Source organism: Candidatus Neptunochlamydia vexilliferae, from assembly GCF_015356785.1.
In the GTDB taxonomy this organism is placed as follows: Bacteria; Chlamydiota; Chlamydiia; order Chlamydiales; family Simkaniaceae; genus Neptunichlamydia; species Neptunichlamydia vexilliferae.
Window position 1 is genome coordinate 1 of record NZ_JAAEJV010000012.1, and the last position, 17,426, is coordinate 17,426.

Consider the following 17,426-nt stretch of genomic DNA (forward strand, 5'->3'; position numbering starts at 1 on the left):
AACAGGAACAGATTATACAGAAATTACGCAGTTAATCTGAGAGAGGTAAAGCGGCAAAGATAATTGTCGCTAACCGGCAAAAATAGTTGACGCAAAACACAAGGAGTTGCAACAAAGCAGATGAAGATGTTATGGTTGCAGAAATGTATAAGTTATTTTTGCCCAGCTCCTAAGGCTTATCTGGAAAGGTGTGGCGCACAACCGTTGTTTTTCCTGATTGTCTAGGGCCTACCACTGTGACAACAGGGTACCCTTGGGCTAATCCTTGGAGCTCTTCTTCTATAAATCTCTTATACATAATAACCTGGCAAATCTGCAATTCAACTTCAAATTATCCGGGCCAACTGTTTTTGTCAATAAATAAAGAAAGCCACCCTTTTACAGGTGGCCCTCTTCATGGATTGAGGTATGGATCTTTAGGGTCTGTCAAGAAGTAAATACTACAAGTTGACTGGCTGCGACTTTGCCAAATTAAGCTTCTTCGTCGCCCTTCCCTATTGGGAATGATACTCCTCATTCAGCTCAATTTTGCTGCGTCTCGCTGATTCAAATTATAGCATTTACTTCTTGACCGACCCTTAGGCAGAAGTTCTTTACCTCTGCTTTAGTAAATATTAATACAAACTTTACATGATAGGAGTTATTTTAGCAAACCTTTTTGTGAAACTTTTTGAAAACCTCTGCGAATCACTAGTGTGATTCGGTGTGATTTTGCTTGATGTTTTCGGGAAGATTGAGCGTTTCGAGGAAGATTTTGTAAAAGGCATCGGTGTCGACTTCGGTGCAAACGTTAATCGGCACACCCTTCTTCGTCATCATGAGCCGTCCATACTCGGGCCCTTTTCGCATGTTAATCGTCAGGTTCAAGGTGCGGTAGGTGGCAATTTCAGGATGGGTGATGACAACTGCTGCTAAAGAATCTAGGAAGTAGTCCTTAAACCGTGCATGCATCTTGCTAAAGGGCTTGATCGCTTCATAGACAAAGTTAGCAGAAGGAGTTTTTCGGTCTTTCGACAGGCGGTCGAAAAAGGCTTTGGTAATCGGCACCTGTTCTGTCACATCAAAAGGAATGAGTGTAATGGGAACTCCTGAGTTAAAAACATCAGAGGCTGCCTTAGCATCGAGGAAAATGTTATATTCCGCAGTGGTGTTTCGGAAGCCTTGAGGACGCCCCTCAATATTTCCTGGTGGGACAATAACCCCTCCCATAATGTAGAGATGGTCGATATTCTCTTTAATGGCTGGGGTTTTTTCCATGGCGATAGCGAGATTTGTCAGCGGCCCCATGCAGAAAAGGGAGATTTTATTGGGGCTATTCATAATGAGATCGACCATGAGGTCACTTGCAGAGACGCGGACCGGTTGGACCGGGTTTTGTGGGAGCTTAATCCCCCGCACGGCATCGGCCTCATCGCGCCACTCTTTTGGAAAGCTCCCCGCGGGGCTGAGCGATTTTTTGGCCCCATAGGCAACGGGAACATGAGATCGGCCAGCAAGCTCCAAAAGGTTGGAGATGTTTTTGGCTCCATATTCCCACCGAGACATTCCCCCACCAACGACGGTGATTGCTTTGATGTTTCCGCGGGGCGACTTAAGAAGGTAGAGAATTGCGACCATATCATCAAGGTCGACATCGGTGTCGACAATCATCGGGATAGGATGGGAGAGGTCCGAGGTCACCTTGCAGTGTCCAAGATGACACGTAAAGAGAGCTACCAGGCTAAAGAAAAAAGGGTGCAGTTTCAACGTTCTTTACATTTTATTTATCTTCCATACTGTGATAAACGATTGCGATTTGTTTTTGCAAGCAAAAAAAAATTAGGTTATGATTAGGGAATGTTGATGCAACTCATAGGCTTTGCCATTACAGGGGTCTTAGCAGGGACTCTTGCCGGTCTTCTCGGCATTGGAGGAGGGCTTGTCACCATCCCTTGTCTCCTTTTTATCTTTTCCCGCGCCGATATTGCTCCATCGATGCTGATGCACCTGGCGATTGGAACCTCCCTTTCTGCAATGGTCTTTAATACCCTATCGGCAAGCTACTCCCATAAAAGAAAAAAAGGGGTTCTCTTTGCTGCGGTTAAACCGATGCTTCTTGGAATTGCTGTTGGGGCTCTTTTAGGTGTGACTATTGCTCGGATGCTCTCGAGTCAATTCCTCGAAATCTTGTTTGGGGCTTTTGAATGTCTCGTAGGGATCCGCTTCCTCATTCCTAAAAAAGAGCACTATGTCGATACAGCAAACCTTCCCCCTTTCTGGGCCCTTAGTGGAATCGGCTTTGGGGTAGCCACCTTCTCAACAATGCTTGGTATCGGAGGGGGGATCTTAAATGTTCCGATCCTCCACCACTTTAAAGTTCCCTTGAAAAAAGCGATTGGAACGGCCTCAGCGCTCAGCTTCTGCATCACCACCTTTGGAGCCATCTACTATCTCTTCTTAGGGTTTAATGCTCCTGAGACCTCTTATAGCATGGGCTACATCTACCTCCCCGCATTCTTTCTTGTGGCGGTCTTTGCCCTTTGCTTTGCCCCTCTTGGGGTAAAGCTAGCGCACCGTCTTCCCGCGGGAGTTCTAAAGAAGATCTTTGGGGTCGCCCTTGTTGTTATTGGACTCTCAATGATTCTATAGCTTACACCGATTCTACATGTCTATTGCTCTGTCTAATTTTATGTTCGATCTCCACACTTTGTCAGCCGAAAAAATCTCAACTAATCTACTCTCAATTTTAGGGTTGACAGAGCACTAGGTTCTGCTCTCGAAATTTAGGGCTAAGGAATTCAGAGGAGGTTTTCTTGAAACTTGCGATTTTTTTGCCGAATGTAAATAGTCAGGTGCTATTTTTGAGGCAAAAAAATCGCAAGTTTTTGGAAAGATCCCTGAAGACCTAGCAACGCGGCTTATTTTGCTGTATCTTGAGTCCACCAAGACCATAATTTTCCGAATATTTTCTATATGGGGGCAGGGTCTGCAAAACCTGAAGTATCCTCTTGCATAGTACAATTCGAATCAATCCAGTCAGCAACACGATTGGAGATCAACGTTTTCTCTTTCTCGGCTGAATCGCTCAACTTTAATTGAAGTATAACCTGACTGGTGAATAAGTCTATAAGCTTCTGACGGTCTTCAGGATAAAGGTTGTGGTCAATACGAACACGGTTTTTTAGTCCTAAATTTTTTAAATCATTAAAATTTAGTATATTATCAATATTTTTTCTTAAATTTATTGCGTTTATGCTACTCATTTTTTAAACCTCATTTTAACTCTTAAAAAGTAAACTCAAAAAAATTCAAGAATTGGTTTTGAGTGTAATTATTTCTTTTTATAGCGGGCGTACTTCGGTTCCCACATCGCCTCACGCACCGCTTTTTCAAGATCGGCTGGTGGGCTCTGACAGACACCTTCTTCCACTGCTTGCTTAGCGACAGCGATGGCGACATCTAAAGAGATCGCCCGCAGTTCGGTTAAGCGGGGGAAAAGGGAAGCATACGGATTGTTTAGAACAGGGGCATACTTACTTAAGACATCCGCTGCTTTAAGGAACATTGCATCGGTGACACGGGTAGCTCCTACAGCGATTACTCCAAGGCCCACGCCGGGGAAGATAAAAACGTTATTGCACTGCCCGATCACATAGGTCTTCCCCTCATGTTCGATCGGCTTATAGGGACTACCAGTAGCGATCAGCGCCTGTCCTTGGGTCCACTTTAGAAGGTCCTTTGGATGGGCTTCTGAGCGGGAGGTGGGGTTAGATAGAGGGAAGATAATCGGACGGGCGACATGCTTTTTCATTTCGGTGACAATCTCTTCGTTAAAGGTCCCCGGTTGTGTGGAGGTCCCAATCAGGATCGTCGGCTTGGCATGCTGGATCGTTTCAAGAAGAGGAATATGTTGCATATCCTTAACTCCCCACTTCTCGATCGCTTCCTCTTTTTGGGCAAACCGCTTTTTGAGATCATCGAGCCCTTCTGAACCCGTATGGGCAAGACCATTTCTTCCCATGACGAAGATCTTTTCTTTGGCCTCTTCTCTGGAGGCCCCTTCGAGCATCATCGCTTGGGTCAGGAGCTCAGCAATCCCGATACCGGCAGAACCTGCTCCGAAAAGGACAATCCGTTGCTCTTTAATATCGCCATTCATCCCTTTGATCGCTGCGAGTAGGCCTGCAACGACCACGCCTGCCGTTCCTTGGATATCATCGTTAAAGCAGCAAACCTTTTCTCGGTAGCGGTCAAGGAGGGGTTGGGCCTGGTCTTTTGCAAAGTCTTCCCATTGAATCAGGACGTTGGGGAACCGCTTGGTCACCGCTTGAACAAACGCTTCAACAAAAGCGTCATAGTCAGGGCCGCTCAGCCGCTCATGGCGCCAACCGAGATAGAGGGGATCGTTTAAAAGGTTTTGATTGTTTGTGCCAACGTCAAGGGTAATCGGAAGGGTATAGGCGGGGTGAACGCCTCCAAAAAGAGAGTAAAGGGCGAGTTTTCCCACAGGAATTGCCATCCCTCCCATGCCGAGATCGCCTAGCCCTAAGATGCGGGCCCCATCGGTGACCACGATCACATCGACCCGATCGCGCGGGATGTTATTGACAATCTCTTCGATCCGCTCTTTATGGGGATAGGAGATATAAACTCCCCTATTTTCGGTGTAGATGTTGCTGTAGTTTAGAGAGGCATCTCCCACTGTTGGCGTATAGATGTAAGGGAGCATTTCTTCGGGATGCTCAGAGCAAAGGGCGTAAAAAAGGGTTTCATTCCGGTTTTGAAGGGATGCTAAGAAGGCATACCGCCCAATATCGGTCTCTTTTTTCTGGAATTTGCCATAGGCTCTTTTCAGTTGCTCTTCGAGGGTTGAGGTGTGGAAGGGAAGAAGGCCGTGAAGACCGAGTTCGTGCCTTTCCTCTTCGGTAAAGGCGGTTCCTTTATTGAGGACGGGGTCATGGAGGATATCACTTGCCTCTAAGCCGATTTCAACAACCTCTTCTCCGTTTTCAAATCTACGCTTTATTTCTGTCATGCTCTTCTCCTTGATCCATCAAGTGTATCCAAAGTCTCTTTCTTTTGGAAGTACAAAAAGGCCACTGCAAGCCAAATTGCAAATAAAGCAAAGGGACCCCACGAGTAGGCATAAGGGAGTTTGTCGGCAGAAAGGGCTCCCATCCCAATCACAAATAAAGAGGCAAGCCCCTTGGCAGAGCGATAGGCAAAGACATCGATAACCGCCTTGGCCTTAAATTTTTCTTCGGTTTTAAGAGGGACGTAGAGCATCTCTTTTAAGATATTAAAGACCGAGTAATCGAAGGTTTTGATGACGCTAAAGCTATAGGTAATAAAGGCAAAGCTCGGGTTAAAAATGGTAAGGATCGCATTTCCAAATAAAACTCCCGGTACGACAAAGTGGCTCCGTCTAAACCCTAAAAACTGGACCAAGAGAAAGGTGGCAAAAAACTGGAGGCAGAGCTTAAAAGCGTTGATGAGCCCCCAGAGGCGCCCATAGAATTCTGTTCGGAGATCCTGAACCGGGAATCGCTCCTGCAAAAAGGAGCTAAACTGGTAGTCCATAATGGTGGTTGACAGCTGCATTAAAACCACAATTATGAGGATAAACTTCAGTGCTTTTGAGCTTTTAATAAGCTGGAGACCTCCCCGTGTCCGCTCTTTAGTTGCAGAGAGCCCTCCCCCGCTCCGCCGTAGCATGGCGTAGTAAGCCCCAATGAATAAAAGATAGAGAGGAACGGTTAGGAAAAGAAGGTGCTCTGAACCCATCTTCACGGCAAAAAAGCCCGGAACAATGCTTCCAAAGATCGCCCCAATCCCACTCACTCCAAACAAAATTCCATAGAGGTACTTGGCCTTATTCAGCGATGTTTTGGTGTGGATGACCGACCAGAGCTGTTGGAACATGAGCATCACATAGATATCTTTCCAGATGTAGAGGAGGAAAGCGAGCGAGGGGTGTTCTCTCACGAAGAGGCCACAGATCCCATTGATCCCCATCGTGGCGAAGACGGTGATCAGGAACATCCGAAAGCAGCCAAACCGCTCCAAAAAGCGGTTATAGAAGGTGACGACCAGAAGGTTCAGAGGGATGGTAAGAAGCCACGCATAAGGGTAAAGGCTCACATTATAGTGAGCCAGAAAAATCGAGTTACTCGTTGGCTTAGTAATTGCATACTCGGCGGTGATAAAAAAGCCAGAGAGCATCGCAAAAAGGAGGAAGAGCTTTTCCCCATGAAGCTGTCGAATCCAATTTTTAACTTTCATTCACCTATTATAGCATGAAAGCGCTTTTCATACTTCCCCTTCTTCCCTTCGCACCAGGGGTGGTAGGTGTTGAAGTAGGTGATGCGGGAGCCGATCGAGGGGTGGGAGGCGCGGAAAAGCATATAGAGCTTACCCGGCCAGGGATAGCCAAGGTTGTTGTACTGCAGCTTGACGAAGCCGGTTGCTGCCGCCTCATTGAGGTGGGTAAGCTCAAGGCCGAAGGTGTCGGCATCGTGCTCTTTTTTTTGCGAGGCGAGGTTCGAGATGGGTGAGAGGAGAAAAGAGTAAAACGTATAGAGAAGGATAATGAGAGGAAGCGAAGCAATATCGTTCCAACCCCCTAACTTGCGGACATAGCGATTGCCTGTTATGTAAACAAGGGAAAGGATGGCAATAGATAGAGCTGTTTGGATGGCGATCCCCCACCAAATATGGTGAAGCACATAGTGGCCCATCTCATGCCCCATGACAAAAAGAAGCTCGTCCTCACTTAACCCTTTGATCGCGGTATCCCAGATCACAATCCGCTTGCTGGTTCCGATCCCTGTGACGTAGGCATTGATTGCTTTCGTATCAGTACTTTTATTGACCTCGTAGACGCGACTCCCCTCAATCCCAGCGCGGTAGGCAAGGTGCAAGATTTTTTGCTCAAGTTGCTTGTCCTGCATCGGTCCAAACTGATTAAAAAGGGGGGAGACCCATAAGGGATAAATCAAAACAAAGAAAAGGGTCATAGGAAAGCTTAACAGGCCAAAATAGAGCCACCATCGCTTGGGGCTGACCCGGATCACTCCATAGAGGATCCAAACAAGGATGATCCCGACCCCTGTCGACATCCCCGTTCCAATTAGGTAGTGCTGGAGCCAGCGGCCGAGGGGCTGGTTAGAAAGGCCATAGGAGTGGGGGCGGATGTAGCTGGTATAAAAATCGAGAGGGAGGGTTAGGACAGTGACAATCAAAAGGAAAAAGAGGGCAAAAAGAGCCGTTTTCCACAGCCATATCCCGGTGATCCTTTGGCAAAAATTGCGCAACCTCACCCCAAAACCACTAAAGAGGATGAGGGCAGGGATGGCTAAACTCCAAAGAAGCTGGATAGCCCAAAGAATATTTCCAGACTTGTAGAAGGAAACTGCCTCAGGAGTGGATTCTGGAACCGCTACCGGTGTAAAGTCACACTCCGCAGCAAATCCGCATACCGCAAAGAGTAAAAAAAGGATCAATTTTTTCATCGCAACGCATCCACATGGCTCAGTTTTTTCCTAATTTCTGCCTCATACTGAGGAGCAACGTAAACCCAGCTCCGCTCTTTGGGAGGGACAGAGATCTCTGAAAGGTTTTCCCCAACGTCGATCGTTCCATCTTGCCTTAAAACAGGGACATTGAGGCCGATCGTTTTCTTTCCTACAGGGGTAAGCTCCCAGGCAATTTCATCTTCAGGGATGTTAAGGGCGCGGAGCTCCTCTTCTTCTGGAGGAGCCGAGAGAGCAATCGCGCGGAAGCGGTAGTTGCGGATGTAGAGACATTTTGCATCGAAGTGGCCGGGATGATTTTCATCGCGCGAGGCAACATTGAGCTCAGCGAGGACCTCATTATCGGTCATCGAAACGTACCGCTCTAAATCTTCGCCCAGATCGTAGTAAATCGTCTCCATAAAGCGGGCTAAGTGGTAACTATACGATTTGACACTTGAATACTGGTAAAGACGCTTGTGCATGTAGTGGCGCGCCAAAAGAAGCGCTTCACACGACTCGACCCCATTTTCCTCGACGCCGAGGACGAGGTTTCCTTCAGGGGTGAGGATGATTTTGAGCATTTCGATCAGCTGATGGTAGTCGAAGAGGCCATAAGCAAGACCTGTGCACTGCGAGTCGCGCAGCAAGTAATCGATACGATCCGATCCAAAAAAGTCCCCTGTGATGATCTCTGTAACAACCCGCTCCCATGGGGTGAATTCCTTTCCAAACTTCTTTTCGCCAAGGGCGACTTTCATCACATCTTGCTTCACATCATGGCCAGGCGCCTCTTTTGCAAAAGCTTCCCAAACAGGAGATAGGAACGCACTTTCCATGATCTTTTGGGTCCACACCTCATGTCCTCCTTTGCCGAGGAGGCGGTGTTCTGCCACATGGCTAAAGGGAAGGTGACCCAGGTCGTGGCACAGGGCCGCGAGTCTCACAACCCGCCGCCAATAGCGATGCTCGTCGCTTCCACACTTAGGAACCAACCCCTCTAAAACTTTCGGAAGCTCTTCGAAGGTGATCTGATCGTAGATCCGCGTCGCCAGCTCCATCACTCCTAAAGAGTGCTCAAAACGGCGGTGGGTTGCCCCAGGATAGACGAAGAAGGTCACCCCTAACTGGTGGATATAGTGAAGGCGCTGAAAGGGAGGGGTGTGAATGAGCATACTTTCGAGCTTATCGAGGTGGATAAAGCGGTGAACAGGATCATAAATTTTCATGGGACTCCAGGTGTTTTTTCCATTCCATCCACCCATAAATGGGGATGCTCGTAAACATGAGTAGGGCCCCGTAGAAAACGATCTCTTGCCCAGCGCTCACCGTTGCCCAAAAGGCATAGAGGAAAGCAAGGCCTGAGATGGTAAGTGTCTTAATGACCGTTTTCGTCTCTTTTTTCTCGGGGTATTTGAGGTAAATAACAAACTCGGCAACCGAACTATAAAGGTAAGCGATCAGCGCTGCCAATGTTGCCAAGGAAATGATGAAGGTAAACTGGTCGACGAGGTTCTTATTAAAGTTGAGGATCAGGACCAGAGTAATTAGCACCGACGAGAGCAAAATTCCAAAGATCGGCGCTCCCCCTTTAGAGAGGTGGGTGAACTTTTTCGGGAAGAGGCGGTCACGGGCCGCTGCCATCGGGATCTGCCCTTGCAAGAGGATCCACCCGTTGAGAGCACCGGCGCAAGAGATGATCGCTGCTGCTCCCATTACATACATGCCCCAGCCACCGAATATCCGTCCTGCCAGGTCGGCAAAAGGGGCAGTCGATTCTTGAAGCTGCGGCATCGGAATGACCCCCATAATCGCCACCGTGCTGACAATGTAGACAAGAGCGGTCAGCGTCGTTCCTAAAATGGTTGCTCGGGGAATCGTTTTTTCCGGATTTCTCACATTGTCTGCGGGGATCGAAGCTGACTCCAGTCCCAAAAAGGCCCAAAGTGTGAGCATCGCTCCCCCAGAAAGGGCGGAAAAGTTCGACTTTCCACTCACATTAAAGTAGGCAAGGTTGTGCCCATCGACAAAAAAGATCCCAATAAAGGCAATGAGTAGGAGCGGAACAAATTTTAAAATGGTCAGAATGAGCTGAAAACGGCCTGCCAGGTGAACACCAATGATATTGACGATCGTAAAAAACCAAACGATCCCAGCCGCCATGCAAAAAGCTAAGAGATTGCTATGGGCAACCGCTGGCCAAAAGGTGGCCAAATAGCCGGTAAAAGCGACCGCAATCGCTGCATTGCCGACCCACATGTAGATCCAATAATTGTAGGCGACCTGGAAGCCAATGAAGTTGCCAAACCCCTCTTTGCAGTAGAGGTAGGGCCCTCCCGTCTTGGGGAAGAGGGTGCTCAGTTTTGCAAAGACCATCGCAAGGAGGATCGCCCCAATCGCTGTGGCCACCCAGCTAAAGACGGTGATGCTTCCAAAACTTGCCAGTGAGGCTGGGAGAAGGAAGACCCCCGAGCCGATCATATTGCCCACCACAAGGGCGGTGAGCATCCAAATACCTAATTGTTTTTTCATGTGCATCAGTCTATTTTTCATTGACTTTAACCTCAAGTAAAAATTAACCTATTTTTATTGGCCTAAATAGAAGAGGTGTGAATGTCGAACGTAGTTTCCGAATTTTATGGGATGACTATTTTAATGCTGTTAGACCCTTCCGATAAGACTCCCCATATTCAAGTTCTTTATGAGGGTGAAATTTCTAAATTTAATATTTCATCGGACGAGATGTATGAAGGTAGTCTTGGAGAAATTGGCCAGGATATCATAAAAGAATGGCTCCCTAAACATCGCGAAGAGCTGACTCATAACTGGAAGCTTTTATTAGAAAACAAGAAACCAGAGCCTATTGCTCCATTTGTTGAATAAGAGGGTGTTATGAATTCGTCAAACGAACGCATTATTAGCTGCCAGCCAAGCCCAAACTACCACATCTGGGTTCGTTTTCAAGATGGACTTGAGGGGATAGTGAATCTTGGAGGTCTTAGGCAGAAGCCCGCCTTCAAAAGAGTATGGAAAAGCGAAGAAGATTTTAGTAAAGCCCGCATTGATCCATTTACCCATACCGTTGCTTGGGGAGAAACAGGATATGAAGTAGATGTTAACCCCGCTGAACTTAGAAAGGAAATTTTAGAAAGTCTAACTAACGACTGACCGACTTGATCCTGAGGAGAACTGCTTATGCCTATCATCGATATTGTCCATGGAATTTTTTTTGTTATCTATACTGGCAGGGAGCATCCCCCTCCACATGTGCATGTTAAATATGGAGAATATGAAGCTAGTATGGACATTAAAACAGGAGAGATTATCCAAGGCCGCCTCCCTAGGCCAGCTCGTAGGATCGCTCAAGATTGGTTAAAGAAAAATAGACTTAAAGTTCTAAGAGAATGGGAGCGAATGGAACAAGGAGAGACCCCACAACGGGGTGTGATTAAAATCCGTACTCTATAAAAAAGTGAAATTTTTGTAGAGGTTTTTTTGTCATTTCGTCAAATTAAGTATTAAATTGACAAAATGATACCCAATAGAGGATTTGATAACATGGAAAATGAAGATAAACTCGAAAAAGCCGTTAGGGCTATAAAAAGTGATGAGAGCATCTTAAATTGTGTTTTAGAAATGGTTGACACAATCGAGAATAAAGAAGGAAATCTGAACTCAGGTGACGATGCAGAAGAAGCGGTTGTTGGAGTTATACAGAAAGCCGGAGTAATGATGCTGGAGAAGTGGGCAGAAAAGAAAAGCCGTGAAGCAGAGTCTCAAGCAGTCGCAGAAGGAGAAGTTCGCCCTCACGAAAAAAAAAATTTGCTGGCACACGTCCCTTGGAGATATAAAGCTGGTGACACAGGGCTTTCTTTTCAAAAAAAAGAAAGCCCCTAATAGAAGAATTGTTCCATTCACTAAAAACACTGGAGTGAGGCACTTAGGTTACTCGAAACGACTAAGCCGTTTAACTGTAGATATGTCAGCAGAATCGTCTTTTAGGCAGGCAGGAGACCGGATGTTAGAGCATCATGGAGTGGAAGTTTCTGTTAGTGCTATCAGGGAAATGACTCTAAGAAATGCGCAAAAATCAAAAAAGATTTTGAGTAAAGAGAGGAAAACCTCATTGGAGACTGGCTCAGATTTAGTGAATCTAGAAATGGATGGAGTCATGGTCCCTACTGTTGAATATGAAGACTCTAAAGACAGGAGAAAAGCAAAGACACTGCAATGGAAGGAAATCAAGGTTGGAGCTATTCAAGATCCTAAATGTGTGGAGCCTAAGTTTGCCTGTTCAATGGAAGGAGCTGATGCTTTAGGGGACAGGCTAATTATTCAAATGCATGGATTAGTGGGGAGTTTTATCCCTAATATTCATGGTCTTGCGGATGGGGCGCTTTGGACTATAGAACAGGGAGAACGTATTGGAGGAAGTCGATATGGGCACTTAATAGACTTTTATCATCTTTCCGAGTATCTCAGCGATGCCTTTGAAGGAGATAGTAAAAAAGCGCTTATGCTGAAGAGATCACAACAAGAGATCAGGTTAGGGGAAATCCAGAAGGTAGCAAAAAGGCTGAAAAGACGACAAAAGCTAAACCCAAAACACGAAGGTATTATGAAATGCCTAAAGTATATTAAAAATCGCCCAGGCCAATTTAAATATAAAGAAGCAATAGAAAAAGATTTACCTATTGGTTCGGGGTTAATAGAAAGCACCAATAGATCCCTAATACAAAAAAGGTTAAAAATACCTGGAGCATGGTGGTTAGCTGAAAATGCCGATGATATGGCCCAACTTAGAACCCTACGTGCAAACGGCTTTTGGGAGGAGCTATGGGAAGAAGCTGCTTAAGCAAGTTCCATAGAGTACGGGTTTCAATCACACCCATAACTGAGTTTTTCCTTGCGAAAAAAGCCAAGGTGTCTTGTAATGTAGGCATCATACAGTGTGCACCGGTAGCTCAGCTGGATAGAGTGCCTGGCTACGAACCAGGAGGTCAGAGGTTCAAGTCCTCTCCGGTGTATTTCTTTCTGTGGTGAACATGTGATCCGTTTGAAAAAATTTATTCAATACATTCCATTTCTGCGAAGAATCTACTTTAGAAGACTCGATAAAAGACACCTAAAACAGTTCCAAGAAAAATATGGGAACGCTTTAGAAAGACTGGCTGAATAGAGGAGCCACCATGCCCATCATTGAATGTTTTCCCTCAGGACCTTTTGAAACCAATGCCTACATCCTCGCCTGTTCGGAGACCCGTAAAGGAGTTTTTATCGATCCGTCGCCGGGGAGTTATGAAAAGCTTCTTGATGGAGCAGCAGCCATTAAGATGGAGGCGGTTTTGCTCACTCACTCCCACTGGGACCATATCGGTGACCTAAAGAAAGTTAAGGGGAACTTTGGGATCCCTGTCTATGTCCACCCTGCCGATCGGGGCAATGTCGAAAAACCTGGAAGCGATGGCCTTCCGCTGATGTTTCTGATTGAGGGGAGCGTCGCTGAGTTTGAGCTAAAAGAGGGGCAGGTGATTGATGTGGGCCACCTTCAGCTCCGCGTTATTGAAACGCCGGGCCACACGCCAGGCGGCGTCTGTTTTTATCTGGAGAAAGAGAAAATTTTATTTGCGGGGGATACCCTTTTTAAAGGGTCGATTGGAAATCTTTCTTTACCGAAGGCAACCCCTTCAGCAATGTGGACCTCCCTAGACAAACTAGCAAAACTTCCCCCTGAGACGGTGGTCTATTCGGGGCATGGACCCGCTACGACCATTGGGGATGAAGATTGGCTTCCAAAAGCGCGAGAAATGTTTAGTTAAACTCTTCGGTTGTGTATAATGCCGCCATACACGGAGGTATTTATGAATACACTACTTATTGGAAAAAAAGCCCCAAACTTTAAAGCGGCAGCGGTCGCAAATGGGAAGATCAACGAAGACTTTTCACTCGATCTTTTCTCTGGAAAATATGTTGTTTTCTTTTTCTATCCCCTTGACTTCACCTTTGTTTGCCCGACAGAGCTTCATGCTTTTCAAGCAAAACTAAAAGAGTTTGAAGCGCGAGGAGCGCAGGTGATCGGCTGTTCGGTCGACAGCGCTTTTTCACACTTGGCATGGGTCAATACCCCAAAAAACCGCGGGGGCATTGAAGGGGTGACTTACCCTCTCGTTGCTGATCTGAATAAAAACATCGCTCGCGACTACCATGTCCTCAACGAAGAAGCGGGGGTGGCCTTCCGCGGACTCTTCCTCATCGACAAGGAAGGGGTCATCCGCCACCAGCTGGTTAACGATCTTCCCTTAGGCCGCTCGGTGGATGAGGCCCTTCGCCTCCTCGACGCCCTTATTTTCCATGAGGAAAATGGAGAGGTTTGTCCCGCCAACTGGCAAAAAGGGGAAAAGTCGATGACGCCTAACCAAGAAGGGTTGACTGCTTACTTTGGTTAGCCCTCAGTTAAAAGAACTGCTTTCTAATTAGAAAGCAGTTCTTTAGTCAAACAGTTCTGAGTGAGAACCGGTTCGTTCCAGAGTAATCGTTTTTTTTCGAGCTTATAAATAAGCAGCCAATCAGGTTCAATATGACATTCCCAACGTCCTCTATAGTTTCCTGAAAGCTTATGGTTTCGAAGTTTTGTTGGAAGAGGTTCTTCTTCAACAAGTTTATTGATCACCTGTTTTAGTTTCTCTAGTTTTTTTCGTTGCTTTATCAACCTTTTAACGTCTCTTTTGAATTGAGTCGTTCGGATAATTTCTAGCATTTAGATTCCCAGATCTTCAAAGAGCTCTTTTGTATTTTTGAATTTTTTTAAATGACGTTTTTCATCGGTATCGTGAAGGACTTTTTTTGTAAGGGCATTGGGTTTCTTATTGAGTTTTTCTTCAATACTTTCTCTAACAAAGTCCGAAATTGTAATTCCTAATAGCGCAGAAACGGTTTTTACCCGTTTATGTGCTCTATTAGGAAGATCGACCGTTAGTCGAGTTGTTTCTTGTCTAGCTGACATTTTCTGTCTCCTTGTTACATCTAATTATAACATAATTGCTGATTTACTGAAATAATGAATTCTAAGTCGTTTGCTGTTATCAGCTTGTCTTTCTAAAGATTGGGGAGTTGCATCGAGGTGAGATAGTCGTAGAGATCTTTCTCGGTGGTGACGACAAGAGCACCGTGAGCATCGGTGACGGGGTGGACTGCATCGATGATCCGCGCATCGCCCACGCCGGGAAGGCAAACGGCGGTGAGGTGGACCACCTCTTTTTTACTCAAGAGGTGGTTCATCCCTTTTAGATAATCCTTGGTGCTAAACCCCTCTTCTTTGACCCGAATAAAGATCACCTCTTGCTCATAAAGAAGGAACTGAACGGCAAAGAAAATCCCCCGGCTTTCGTAAGGGGGATGACCGAGCGTTTCACTTAAATGCGTGATCGATTTCATAAAAAGGGGGGTGCCGATCTCCCCCTTTTCAGCTTCACCAAAAAGAGCAATTGTTTGTCTGGATAACTTTGTCATACCTCAATAGATTTCCATAGCGTTCTTTTGTAATTTAAAGCCAGAAAAATATTGAAGTAATTTTGTCTTTGGAGTAAACTGAATCATCATTTGATTTACCTTAAGGTATTAGACGTGCCCCTTTCCCTTTATGAAAAAGCTTTAGCAAATAGTGCAGACCCCACAAGTCCCCAATCCGTATATGAGCAGTTTTCTCTGCTTTATCAGGTTGAACCAGAGGGTAGCAGTAAGTGGTTAGGTCGAAAAGCCATGGCCTTACCTACAGCGTTATTTAACCTTACTTTCATGCCCATTTGGCGGGTAGCGGCAGGGGTCGTGATGGTTGCGGTCGGAATTTTGTCATTGGATCCGCTGGTTATGTTTCAGGAATTGGCACGGGAGACTCATGGCTTTGCGAATGATGTAGAGGATGCTCTGATCTCTCTTAGTAACTTTTTTATAGGTGATTGTCGGAGTTTTTTTTTAGCTCAACAGCTAGAGCATCAGAGACAAGACCAAGCTCGATTGATTGAAAGGCAGCAAACCTATCAAGACCGACTTAACGAACAGCTAAATGTAGAGAATCAACCCGCTTTGCCTCCACCACCTCCACCAATTGCTGCTCCTCCCCCTCCTCCTGTACTAATTTTTAAGAAGCTTGTGATAAGAAGAGGAAAGAAGGTTCCTGGTAAAGCACCTGCTACGGGGTCTTCTTCTAGAGGTGGGATTGACATGAACGAAATACTGAGAAGACGCCGAGAAATGCGGCAAAAGAAAACCTCTAAACCTCCTGTTAACCAATCAGAAAAAAACAATATCGAGAATCAGTTGGGCAATACCATTGCTTCAACTATGTATGAAAGAAGGAAAAGCTTTGGACCAACGCCTCAAAAAGATCAAGCGTCGAGCAGCTCTCGTAGAGGACTTAAACCTAAGAGCTTAGACTTTAGAGATAAAGAATTTGAGCGCTTGTGTAAGGACATAAAGGACTCTGCGCTTCAAGCCATGGGCTATATTAATAAACAAAAAGAGGAGGCTCAACCAGAGCTTGCAGAGATTCTTTTGGGCTATTGTATAAAAAAAGGACTGTATAAAAGAATAAAAACGCAACAAGTAGTCAAACACACTTCAAAACAAAGCGAAGTTTTCAAGAGCTATGTGAGTTTTTGTATTGAGAAAGGAGATGTTAAGTGGGCGACTGAGCTGATTGAGATGTTTAAAGAGCCTAAGCTTAAATTTGGCTACACAATACAACTGAAAGATTATTGTTCAAAAAAGGGGAAAGATTTTCCAACCAACTTAGAAAAGTTCAAGAAAATAGATCCTAAATTTGAAGATTTATCAAAAGAAAGTTTAGATAAAGCGGAAAATTTTATTTTGGAGTGCCAAGATCCCTATCAAAAGGTAGTCTTGGCAAATCGATTTATGGATAAATGTCTTGAAAAAAGTGATTATTTTTTGAATGAGCAGATTCTCCCCTTTATTTGGGAAAAAGGACAACCTTTTAAACGTTATATTGATGCCTGTATCGATAAAGGCTTTACTGGTCAAGCGGCTTGGCTCATCAAGGCTCTTCCAGTTAAGGAGAGGGCTGAGTATTCGACGCGACTTATTATGGTTTGTGTAGAAAAAGGGGAACCTTTAAAGGATGCTTTTATTGAAGCTGTGAAAGAGCAAGAGGATGGGGAAAAGCTCCTCCAACCACACCTGAAGAAGTTAATTGATCGGTTTATAAAAGAGAAAAGCCATTTGCCGGAAGCATCTCAACTCTTAAAGTGGTTAACCGACAAAAATTTGCAAAAAACCTATATTGAATGTTTATTCAAAGTTTTGCCAGAGTCAGCAAGCTTTTTGCCAGATGCGCTTATCAGCTTAATAGAGAATAATGAGGATAGGGATGCCCTTCTTAAGCCTTACATCAAGGGGTGTGAGAAAGCTAAAGAGTGGAAGGAGCTGGGAAAAATAATAGGACTCTTAGTCGATGAAAAATTGAGAGACGAAAAGTACAATTGCCACATTAAAAAGGTCAAGACAGAAGATGACCTTCAGAAGGTTTGTGACCTAGGAAAAGGAATTATGTATGTAGGCAGGCGGATCCAGTGTGTGGAAGCTATTCTCAAAGCTTGGATTCAGATTGATACTCATTTGCCACGAGGATTTAAAGAACTGTTGATCAAAATTGATCCTAAAAGAAATAAGACTCTTGCCACCTATTTGGATCAATGTATTAAAAATAGCAAAGTGGAAAAGGCAAAGACCATTGCAGGTCTTTTAGAGGGTGAGCAAAACAGGAAAAAAGCTCTGGAGAGGATTTCTAAACCCAATAACAACGCTGCGTCTAGCAGCAGTCACAACTAAGGGCCCGTCAAGAAATAAATGCTACAAGTTGACTGGCTGCGACTTTGCCAAATTAAGCTTCTTCGTCGCCCTTCCCTATTGGGAATGATG

The 17,426-nt window shown here is 45.4% G+C and carries 20 protein-coding genes and 1 tRNA gene; 10 read left to right on the forward strand and 11 right to left on the reverse strand.

What is annotated here, in order from left to right:
* Positions 1 to 169: 169 nt before the first annotated feature.
* Together NEPTK9_RS09840 and NEPTK9_RS03375 are read right to left on the reverse strand one after the other, a co-directional pair.
* Positions 170 to 298: a hypothetical protein gene (locus NEPTK9_RS09840; RefSeq protein ID WP_267239224.1), complete on the reverse strand. Its 129-nt coding sequence runs from the start codon at positions 296 to 298 to the stop codon at positions 170 to 172.
* A 392-nt stretch (positions 299 to 690) separates the two neighbouring features.
* Positions 691 to 1,680: a nucleoside hydrolase gene (locus tag NEPTK9_RS03375; protein ID WP_194847421.1), complete on the reverse strand. Its 990-nt coding sequence runs from the start codon at positions 1,678 to 1,680 to the stop codon at positions 691 to 693.
* 162 nt (positions 1,681 to 1,842) lie between these two features.
* Here NEPTK9_RS03375 and NEPTK9_RS03380 point away from each other — a divergent pair, with 162 nt between their 5' ends.
* Positions 1,843 to 2,628: a sulfite exporter TauE/SafE family protein gene (locus tag NEPTK9_RS03380; protein WP_194847422.1), complete on the forward strand. Its 786-nt coding sequence runs from the start codon at positions 1,843 to 1,845 to the stop codon at positions 2,626 to 2,628.
* A 320-nt stretch (positions 2,629 to 2,948) separates the two neighbouring features.
* Here NEPTK9_RS03380 and NEPTK9_RS03385 read toward each other — a convergent pair whose 3' ends face one another.
* From NEPTK9_RS03385 to NEPTK9_RS03410, 6 genes are all read right to left on the reverse strand, one after another.
* Positions 2,949 to 3,242, reverse strand: coding sequence for a hypothetical protein (locus tag NEPTK9_RS03385; protein ID WP_194847423.1), 294 nt, complete (start codon positions 3,240 to 3,242; stop codon positions 2,949 to 2,951).
* A 68-nt stretch (positions 3,243 to 3,310) separates the two neighbouring features.
* A complete protein-coding gene (locus tag NEPTK9_RS03390; RefSeq protein ID WP_194847424.1) occupies positions 3,311 to 5,014 on the reverse strand; it encodes an NAD-dependent malic enzyme in 1,704 nt (567 codons plus the stop codon).
* Positions 5,011 to 6,261: an Npt1/Npt2 family nucleotide transporter gene (locus NEPTK9_RS03395; RefSeq protein ID WP_194847425.1), complete on the reverse strand. Its 1,251-nt coding sequence runs from the start codon at positions 6,259 to 6,261 to the stop codon at positions 5,011 to 5,013. The genes NEPTK9_RS03390 and NEPTK9_RS03395 overlap by 4 nt, the downstream gene beginning before the upstream one ends.
* Complete coding sequence (locus NEPTK9_RS03400; protein WP_194847426.1) at positions 6,258 to 7,490, reverse strand: M48 family metallopeptidase; 1,233 nt, start codon at positions 7,488 to 7,490, stop codon at positions 6,258 to 6,260. The genes NEPTK9_RS03395 and NEPTK9_RS03400 overlap by 4 nt, the downstream gene beginning before the upstream one ends.
* Complete coding sequence (locus NEPTK9_RS03405) at positions 7,487 to 8,719, reverse strand: HD domain-containing protein (protein WP_194847427.1); 1,233 nt, start codon at positions 8,717 to 8,719, stop codon at positions 7,487 to 7,489. The genes NEPTK9_RS03400 and NEPTK9_RS03405 overlap by 4 nt, the downstream gene beginning before the upstream one ends.
* The gene (locus tag NEPTK9_RS03410; RefSeq protein WP_228547005.1) at positions 8,706 to 10,043 is read right to left on the reverse strand and encodes an amino acid permease; all 1,338 of its coding nucleotides are present in this window, start codon (positions 10,041 to 10,043) and stop codon (positions 8,706 to 8,708) included. Before NEPTK9_RS03410 ends, NEPTK9_RS03405 begins: the two co-directional genes overlap by 14 nt.
* A 60-nt stretch (positions 10,044 to 10,103) precedes the next feature.
* Here NEPTK9_RS03410 and NEPTK9_RS03415 point away from each other — a divergent pair, with 60 nt between their 5' ends.
* From NEPTK9_RS03415 to NEPTK9_RS03450, 8 genes are all read left to right on the forward strand, one after another.
* Complete coding sequence (locus tag NEPTK9_RS03415; RefSeq protein WP_194847428.1) at positions 10,104 to 10,373, forward strand: DUF4160 domain-containing protein; 270 nt, start codon at positions 10,104 to 10,106, stop codon at positions 10,371 to 10,373.
* A 9-nt stretch (positions 10,374 to 10,382) separates the two neighbouring features.
* Entirely contained in the window at positions 10,383 to 10,658 is a 276-nt protein-coding gene (locus NEPTK9_RS03420; RefSeq protein ID WP_194847429.1) for a DUF2442 domain-containing protein, read from the forward strand.
* A gap of 27 nt (positions 10,659 to 10,685) precedes the next feature.
* Positions 10,686 to 10,958, forward strand: a complete 273-nt coding sequence (locus NEPTK9_RS03425) for a DUF4160 domain-containing protein (RefSeq protein ID WP_194847430.1) — start codon at positions 10,686 to 10,688, stop codon at positions 10,956 to 10,958.
* A 90-nt stretch (positions 10,959 to 11,048) separates the two neighbouring features.
* Positions 11,049 to 11,387, forward strand: coding sequence for a hypothetical protein (locus tag NEPTK9_RS03430; RefSeq protein ID WP_194847431.1), 339 nt, complete (start codon positions 11,049 to 11,051; stop codon positions 11,385 to 11,387).
* A gap of 121 nt (positions 11,388 to 11,508) precedes the next feature.
* The gene (locus NEPTK9_RS03435) at positions 11,509 to 12,345 is read left to right on the forward strand and encodes a hypothetical protein (RefSeq protein ID WP_194847432.1); all 837 of its coding nucleotides are present in this window, start codon (positions 11,509 to 11,511) and stop codon (positions 12,343 to 12,345) included.
* Between the two features lie 98 nt (positions 12,346 to 12,443).
* Positions 12,444 to 12,517 (forward strand) — tRNA-Arg (locus tag NEPTK9_RS03440).
* Between the two features lie 162 nt (positions 12,518 to 12,679).
* On the forward strand, positions 12,680 to 13,309 hold the full coding sequence (locus NEPTK9_RS03445; protein WP_194847433.1) for an MBL fold metallo-hydrolase: 630 nt from the start codon (positions 12,680 to 12,682) through the stop codon (positions 13,307 to 13,309).
* Between the two features lie 42 nt (positions 13,310 to 13,351).
* Positions 13,352 to 13,936 carry a peroxiredoxin gene (locus tag NEPTK9_RS03450; protein ID WP_194847434.1) on the forward strand — a complete coding sequence of 195 codons (585 nt, stop codon included), beginning with the start codon at positions 13,352 to 13,354 and terminating at the stop codon, positions 13,934 to 13,936.
* Between the two features lie 23 nt (positions 13,937 to 13,959).
* Here NEPTK9_RS03450 and NEPTK9_RS03455 read toward each other — a convergent pair whose 3' ends face one another.
* The 3 genes from NEPTK9_RS03455 to NEPTK9_RS03465 form a co-directional block, all read right to left on the reverse strand.
* On the reverse strand, positions 13,960 to 14,247 hold the full coding sequence (locus tag NEPTK9_RS03455; protein WP_228547006.1) for a type II toxin-antitoxin system RelE/ParE family toxin: 288 nt from the start codon (positions 14,245 to 14,247) through the stop codon (positions 13,960 to 13,962).
* Positions 14,248 to 14,493: a hypothetical protein gene (locus NEPTK9_RS03460; protein WP_194847435.1), complete on the reverse strand. Its 246-nt coding sequence runs from the start codon at positions 14,491 to 14,493 to the stop codon at positions 14,248 to 14,250. It abuts the gene before it with no gap.
* Positions 14,494 to 14,585: 92 nt separating this feature from the next.
* The gene (locus NEPTK9_RS03465; RefSeq protein WP_194847436.1) at positions 14,586 to 14,999 is read right to left on the reverse strand and encodes a hypothetical protein; all 414 of its coding nucleotides are present in this window, start codon (positions 14,997 to 14,999) and stop codon (positions 14,586 to 14,588) included.
* 114 nt (positions 15,000 to 15,113) lie between these two features.
* Here NEPTK9_RS03465 and NEPTK9_RS03470 point away from each other — a divergent pair, with 114 nt between their 5' ends.
* Positions 15,114 to 17,336 (forward strand): hypothetical protein, encoded by a 2,223-nt coding sequence (locus NEPTK9_RS03470; RefSeq protein WP_194847437.1) that lies wholly within the window; start codon positions 15,114 to 15,116, stop codon positions 17,334 to 17,336.
* The last annotated feature ends 90 nt before the right edge of the window (positions 17,337 to 17,426 follow it).

Coding starts and splice junctions, on each gene's coding strand:
- NEPTK9_RS09840 (WP_267239224.1), bottom strand. CDS start 298: ATGTATAAGAGATTTATAGAAGAAGAGCTCCAAGGATTAGCCCAAGGG.
- NEPTK9_RS03380 (WP_194847422.1), top strand. CDS start 1,843: ATGCAACTCATAGGCTTTGCCATTACAGGGGTCTTAGCAGGGACTCTT.
- NEPTK9_RS03385 (WP_194847423.1), bottom strand. CDS start 3,242: ATGAGTAGCATAAACGCAATAAATTTAAGAAAAAATATTGATAATATA.
- NEPTK9_RS03390 (WP_194847424.1), bottom strand. CDS start 5,014: ATGACAGAAATAAAGCGTAGATTTGAAAACGGAGAAGAGGTTGTTGAA.
- NEPTK9_RS03395 (WP_194847425.1), bottom strand. CDS start 6,261: ATGAAAGTTAAAAATTGGATTCGACAGCTTCATGGGGAAAAGCTCTTC.
- NEPTK9_RS03400 (WP_194847426.1), bottom strand. CDS start 7,490: ATGAAAAAATTGATCCTTTTTTTACTCTTTGCGGTATGCGGATTTGCT.
- NEPTK9_RS03405 (WP_194847427.1), bottom strand. CDS start 8,719: ATGAAAATTTATGATCCTGTTCACCGCTTTATCCACCTCGATAAGCTC.
- NEPTK9_RS03410 (WP_228547005.1), bottom strand. CDS start 10,043: ATGAAAAATAGACTGATGCACATGAAAAAACAATTAGGTATTTGGATG.
- NEPTK9_RS03415 (WP_194847428.1), top strand. CDS start 10,104: ATGTCGAACGTAGTTTCCGAATTTTATGGGATGACTATTTTAATGCTG.
- NEPTK9_RS03420 (WP_194847429.1), top strand. CDS start 10,383: ATGAATTCGTCAAACGAACGCATTATTAGCTGCCAGCCAAGCCCAAAC.
- NEPTK9_RS03425 (WP_194847430.1), top strand. CDS start 10,686: ATGCCTATCATCGATATTGTCCATGGAATTTTTTTTGTTATCTATACT.
- NEPTK9_RS03430 (WP_194847431.1), top strand. CDS start 11,049: ATGGAAAATGAAGATAAACTCGAAAAAGCCGTTAGGGCTATAAAAAGT.
- NEPTK9_RS03435 (WP_194847432.1), top strand. CDS start 11,509: ATGTTAGAGCATCATGGAGTGGAAGTTTCTGTTAGTGCTATCAGGGAA.
- NEPTK9_RS03445 (WP_194847433.1), top strand. CDS start 12,680: ATGCCCATCATTGAATGTTTTCCCTCAGGACCTTTTGAAACCAATGCC.
- NEPTK9_RS03450 (WP_194847434.1), top strand. CDS start 13,352: ATGAATACACTACTTATTGGAAAAAAAGCCCCAAACTTTAAAGCGGCA.
- NEPTK9_RS03455 (WP_228547006.1), bottom strand. CDS start 14,247: ATGCTAGAAATTATCCGAACGACTCAATTCAAAAGAGACGTTAAAAGG.
- NEPTK9_RS03460 (WP_194847435.1), bottom strand. CDS start 14,493: ATGTCAGCTAGACAAGAAACAACTCGACTAACGGTCGATCTTCCTAAT.
- NEPTK9_RS03465 (WP_194847436.1), bottom strand. CDS start 14,999: ATGACAAAGTTATCCAGACAAACAATTGCTCTTTTTGGTGAAGCTGAA.